Genomic DNA, 6310 nt, shown 5'->3' on the forward strand with positions numbered 1-6310 from the left:
CCACGATCAAATCCTGATCGACCTGGAAGGCCACGGCCGCGAAGACCTGTTCGACGACATCGACCTGTCGCGCACGGTGGGCTGGTTCACCAGCCTGTTCCCGGTCGCGCTGGATGCGCGTGGCGCACCTGGCGAAGCCCTCAAGCGCGTCAAGGAAAGCCTGAGGCAGCTCCCTGGCAAAGGCTTGGGCCATGGGGTGCTCATGCGCTTCGGTGCCCCCATGACCCGCACGACGCTCCATGCCTTGCCGAAAGCGCACGTGCTCTTCAATTACCTGGGCCAGTTCGACGCCAGTTTCGACGCGGACGCAATGTGGCGTCCAGCTTTGGAGCGGGCAGGTGCCACCATGTCGGCGGAGGTTTGCCAAACGCATGATTTCTCGGTCAACGGCCAGGTCTACGAAGGCCAGCTCAAACTGGAGATCAGCTACAGTGCGGCCCGCCATGAACGGACCACGGTCCAGTCCTGGGCAAACCGATTCGAGCAGGAACTCGCGGCGCTGATTGAGCATTGCACGACGGGGGCGCAAGGCCTGACCCCCTCGGATTTCCCGCTGGCCAGCGTGACGCAAGCCCAACTCGACAAGCTGCCCGTCCCGCCCTCCAATGTGGAGGACCTTTACCCACTGGCGCCCATGCAGCAGGGCTTGCTGCTGCACACCCTGGCCAATCCCGGCTCGGGCATGTACCTGATGCAGGACCGCTACCGCTTCGACTCGGAAATCGATGTCGAGCGTTTCACCCAGGCCTGGGACCGCGTGGTCGATCACCACGACATCCTGCGCACAGGCTTCATCTGGCAGACCGATGGCACCCCGCTGCAACTCGTGCACCGCCAGGTCCCATCCGCCGTCGAGTACATCGACTGGCTGGGCATGGATGAGGATGAGGTGGAGCACCGGATCGCCCAATTGCTCAAAGACGAGCTGACGCGCGGCTTCGACATGGCCCAGCCTCCGCTGACCAAGATCCGGCTCATCCGGGTCAGGACGAACTTGTTCCACGCCGTGCAGAGCTTCCACCACATCCTGATGGACGCCTGGTGCCGCTCGCTCTTGCTCCAGGTCTTCTTCCACCACTACGACGCCTCGGGCGATGGTGCGCAGGAGCCGGTGCGGCCCCGGCCTTTCCGGGATTTCATCGCCTGGCTCCAGGAACAAGACGACGAGCTGTCCCGCCGCCATTGGAAGCAGGAGCTGGCGGGCTTCACGGCGGTGACGCCCATCCCGTACCAGCGCCACCAAGCCAGCCGCGATGGCGTGGCGGCGGTGTCCAACGCCATCGCTTCACTGACGGCCGCGCAATCCGAGGCGCTCCAGCTGTTCGCCCACCATCACCAGTTGACCGTCAACACCATCGTTCAAGGGGCTTGGGCCGCATTGCTGGCCCGCTTGGCGCAAGCCGACGAGGTGTTGTTCGGCGTCACGGTCGCGGGGCGGCCCTTGGAGTTGTCGGGCATCCAGGACACGGTGGGCTTGTTCATCAACACGATCCCCCTGCGCGTCCAGCTGCCTGCGCCAGACACCCTGGTGGTCGGCTGGCTGCGAGGCCTGCTGGCCAAGAACCTGTCCTTGCGCCAGCACGAGCATTTGCCCCTGGTCGAGATCCAGGCCATGAGCGACTTGCCGCGTCACCGCGACATCTTCGACAGCATCTTCGTGTTCGAGAACGCCCCCGTGGATGCCCAGGTGGCCGCCAAGGCGGGCGACCTGGGCGTGGCATTCGAGAGCAACCGGACCCACACCAACTACCCGATGACGGTGGTGGTGGTGCCACGCCAGCAGCTGGAAATCGAACTGTCCTACGACGCCAGGCTGTTCGCCAGCCGCGACGTCGAGCGACTGCTGGCAAGCCTGTGCCAGGTGCTGGTGCAGATGACCGCGCGGCCCGACGTGGCCTTCCACGAACTGTCGGTGCTGCCGGCCTCTCACCAAGACGCCTTGCTGGCGCAATGCACTGGCGCCGACCGGGCCTACCCCTTCGAGCACGGCTACATCGGGCTGTTCCGGGATCAAGTGCGTTCGCACCCGACCCGAACGGCCGCGCGCTGTCGGGGCCAATCCCTCACGTATGCCGAGCTTGACCAGGCGTCCAGCATGATTGGCCGGTCGCTGCGCGATCATGGCATCGGTCAAGATGCTGTGGTGGCGCTCTATGTCGATCGAGGCTTGCCGCTGCTGTCCCTGGTCCTGGGCAGTTTCCAGGCCGGTGCCGCCTACCTGGCGCTGGACCGCAAGCATCCGCCACAAAGAACCGCGGCCGTCCTGGCATCCAGCCGCGCGCCTGTCGTGGTGACCACGACAGAGCATGCTGCCCAGCTGGAATCGGTGCTGGCATCGATGGCCGAGCCGCCCGCTTTGCTGCTCCACGAGACCCTGCTTGCCAGCGCCGAAGAAACACCGCACGACGAGGCAAAGGTGTTGAAGACGCGCCCCGATCAGGCGGCCTACGTCATCTACACCTCGGGTTCCACAGGTGAGCCCAAGGGGGTGGTGGTCAGCCAGGCGGGCATGCTCAACAACCAACTGAGCAAGGTTCCTTACTTGGGCCTCGGCTTGGACGATGTCATCGCTCAAACCGCATCCCAGAGCTTCGACATTTCCGTCTGGCAACTGCTGGCCGGGTTGCTGTGCGGTGCCTGCATCGAGATCGTGCCCGATGAAGTTGCCCGGGACCCGGGCGCCTTGCTGGCCTGCGTCAGCGATCAAGGCATCACGGTGCTGCAAAGCGTGCCGTCGATGATCCAGGCCATGCTGGCCGGGCCACCTGTCGCGCTGCCATCCTTGCGCTGGCTGCTGCCCACGGGTGAAGCGTCGACCTCCGAATTGGCGCGCCAATGGTTCTCGCGCTATCCGTCGGTGCCCTTGGTGAACGCCTATGGCCCGGCTGAATGCGCCGACGACGTCGCCTTGCATGTGCTGCGTCAGGACGATGACGAGTCGTCGTCCGTGCTACCCATCGGACGGCCCACCGACAACACCAAGCTGCTCGTCCTCGATGGCCAGTTGGCGATGGTGCCCCATGGCGTGAGCGGCGAGTTGTACGTGGCGGGCGTGGGCGTGGGGCGCGGCTATCTGAGCCGGCCCGGCTTGAGCGCCGAGCGCTTCGTCGCCAATCCATTCTCGGGTTCAGGTGAGCGGCTCTACCGCACTGGCGACCTGGCGCGCTACCGCCCGGATGGTGTCCTGGAGTGCCTGGGGCGGGTTGACCAGCAGGTCAAGATCCGTGGCCAGCGCATCGAGCTGGGTGAGATCGAAGCCCAGTTGGCCGAATCCGAATTGGTGCGGGAAGCCGCCGTGTCCGTCCACCAGGACGAGCGCGGTGAGCGGTGGCTGGTGGCCCACGTGGTCCCGGCCGAGACCGTTGACGAGGCGTCGTGGCCATCGTGGCGCGAGTCGCTTCGCGCTCACCTGAAGCTTCGCCTGCCAGAGTACATGGTGCCGACCTTCTGGCTACTCCTGGAAAAGTTGCCTTTGAACGCCAATGGGAAACTTGACCGCAAGGCCCTGCCAGCCCCCGACGCGGCCCAGTCGCGTGGCACTTACGAGGCGCCACGCGGTGAGGTCGAAGAAGCCATCGCCGGCATCTGGTCCGACATCCTGCGCATCGACCGGGTGGGCCGCCTGGACAATTTCTTCGAACTGGGCGGGCATTCGCTCATGGCCATCCAATTGATGGAACGGGTTCGTCACCACGGTTGGTCCATGGACGTGCGAACGCTGTTCCAGCATCCCAGCCTGGGCGATTTCGCCCAAGCGCTGGCACAAGGGCTGGGACGCCGCCGCCTGGAAGTGATCGTGCCACCCAACGGCATTCCGCCGGAGTGTGCCTCGGTCAAGGCGGACATGGTCACTTTGATGACCCTGGACGACGAACACCTGCGGGCCATCGAGGCGGCGGTGCCTGGTGGCGCCGCCAACATCCAGGACATTTACCCGCTGGCACCGTTGCAGGAAGGCATCCTGTTCCACCACCTGCTCAAGGCGGACGCAGACCCGTACGTGCTGCCTTACCTGATCGCGTTTGACAGCCGCGCGCGCATGGAGGGCTTCGTGGCCACGCTCAACCAGGTGATCGCGCGGCACGACCTGCTGCGCACCTCGGTCTTGTGGTCTGGCGTGCCCGAGCCCGTGCAGGTGGTCCACCGCCACGCGGCGGTGACTTTGGAGTGGCTGGCCGAAGAAGACGCCAGCGCTGGCCAGACTGTGGCCGAACGGCTTGACGCCTGCCTGGGCTTGGCACGGTATCGGATCGATGTTCGCCAGGCCCCCATGATCCGGGCCATCGCGGCCCACGATCCAGCGCATGACCGGTGGTTGCTTCAACTGCCCAGCCACCACCTGGTGCTGGACCACACCACGCTGGAGCAACTGCGCGACGAGGTCGCCCTCATCCAGGAAGGGCGCGAGGCCATGCTGCCCGCCCCGGTGCCTTTCCGTGATTTCGTGGCACAGGCGCGTCTGGGCATGCCCGTGGCCGAGCACGAGGCGTACTTCCGCCGCATGCTGGGCGATGTGGAGGAGCCCACGGCCCCCTTCGACCTGCTGGATGTGCAAGGCGATGGCTCCGGCACGACGGAGCTCGTGTTGCCGCTGGCCCCTTCATTGGCCAGTCGCCTGCGCCAAGCCGCACGCCAGACAGGTGTCACGCCCGCGTCCATCTTTCACCTGGCCTGGGGCCTGGTGCTGGCCAGGACCGCGTCCAGGGAAGACGTGGTCTTCGGCACCCTCCTGTTTGGCCGCATGCAGGGTGGGTCGGGTGTGGAGCGTGCTGTTGGCATGTTCATCAACACCTTGCCCATCCGCATCCAGTTGGGTGATCGGCAGGTGGATCAATGCCTCAGGCAAACGCACGACACGCTCACCGAACTGCTGGACCATGAACACGCCAGCCTGACGCTGGCCAACGGGTGCAGCGGGCTCAGCAAGGGCACGCCCTTGTTCTCGGCCCTGTTGAACTACCGACACAGCACGCCCAACGAAAGCGTCCCAGAGAACCTGCCGGCCTGGACAGGCATGGAGGTGATTGGTGGCGAAGAGCGCACCAATTACCCCTTCACCTTGTCCGTGGACGATTTCGGCGAGGCCTTCGACTTGGTGCTGCGTGTCGACGACGCCATCGGCGCGGACCGGGTGGGCGCCTATGTCCACGCCGCCACCCAATGGGTCGTGGACACCTTGATCAAGGACCCGCAGGCCCCCGTGAGCCAGTTCCAGATGCTGCCCCACGATGAGCTGCGTGAACTGCATCAATGGAGCGAGGCACGCCTGGGCCAGGCGGGCACCGACCCGATCCACGTTGTGATCGAACGGCAAGCGCGGCTGCAGCCGCAAGCGAAGGCGGTGGTGCACGACGGCGATTCGCTGAGCTACGCGCAACTCGATGAACAGGCCAACCGCCTGGCCCACCGCCTGGTCAAGCTGGGCGTGCGCCCCGAGTCCCGAGTCGGCGTGGCGCTGGAGCGCTCGACCACGATGATCGTGGCGATCCTGGCCATCCTCAAGGCCGGCGGGGCCTATGTCCCGCTGGACCCCGATTACCCAGCCGAGCGCCTGGCCTACATGCTGGCCGACAGCGGCATCGAACTGCTGCTGACCACCTGCCCATTGAAGGCGCGGGTGCTGTCCGGCGATGGCGTGATCGAGGCCCTGGAGCTGGACACTCTGGACCTGAGCGATGAAGCCACCCACTCGCCCGCCGTGCCGGTCCACCCCGATCACCTGGCCTACGTGATCTACACCTCCGGCTCGACCGGCCGGCCCAAGGGCGCGCAACTGTGCCACCGCCACGTCAGCCGCCTGCTGGGGGCCACCGAACCCTGGTTCGGCTTCGGCCCGGACGATGTGTGGACGATGTTCCACTCCTACGCCTTCGACTTCTCGGTGTGGGAGATCTTCGGGGCCCTGTGCACCGGCGGCCAGCTGGTGATCGTGCCTTTCTGGGTGAGCCGCTCTCCCGATGACTTCCTGGCCTTGCTGCGCTCGCAGCAGGTCACCGTGCTCAACCAGACGCCCTCGGCCTTCCAGCAACTGATGCACGCCCCAAGCCTGGCCGCAGGGCAGGGCGACGAGCCAGGGCTGGCCCTGCGCCTGGTGATCTTCGGCGGCGAAGCGCTGGAGCCTCAGAGCCTGAAGCCCTGGCTGGATCGCTTTGGCGACCAGCGGCCACAGCTGGTCAACATGTACGGCATCACCGAGACCACCGTGCACGTGAGCTACCGGCCCATCACCTGGGCCGATCTGCAGGCCGGGCAGCGCAGCCCCGTGGGCATCGCCATCCCGGACCTGGGGCTGCGGGTGCTCGACAGCCGC

At 65.9% G+C, this 6310-nt stretch carries 1 protein-coding gene; it reads left to right on the forward strand.

The genetic code is table 11. The features are described from left to right. The coding region (locus ACREB4_RS20985) for an amino acid adenylation domain-containing protein (RefSeq protein WP_431590186.1) at positions 1-6310 on the forward strand (6310 nt) is incomplete at both ends.

Origin of the sequence: Aquabacterium sp. (assembly GCF_050725395.1) — a bacterium.
GTDB lineage: Bacteria > Pseudomonadota > Gammaproteobacteria > Burkholderiales > Burkholderiaceae_C > Aquabacterium.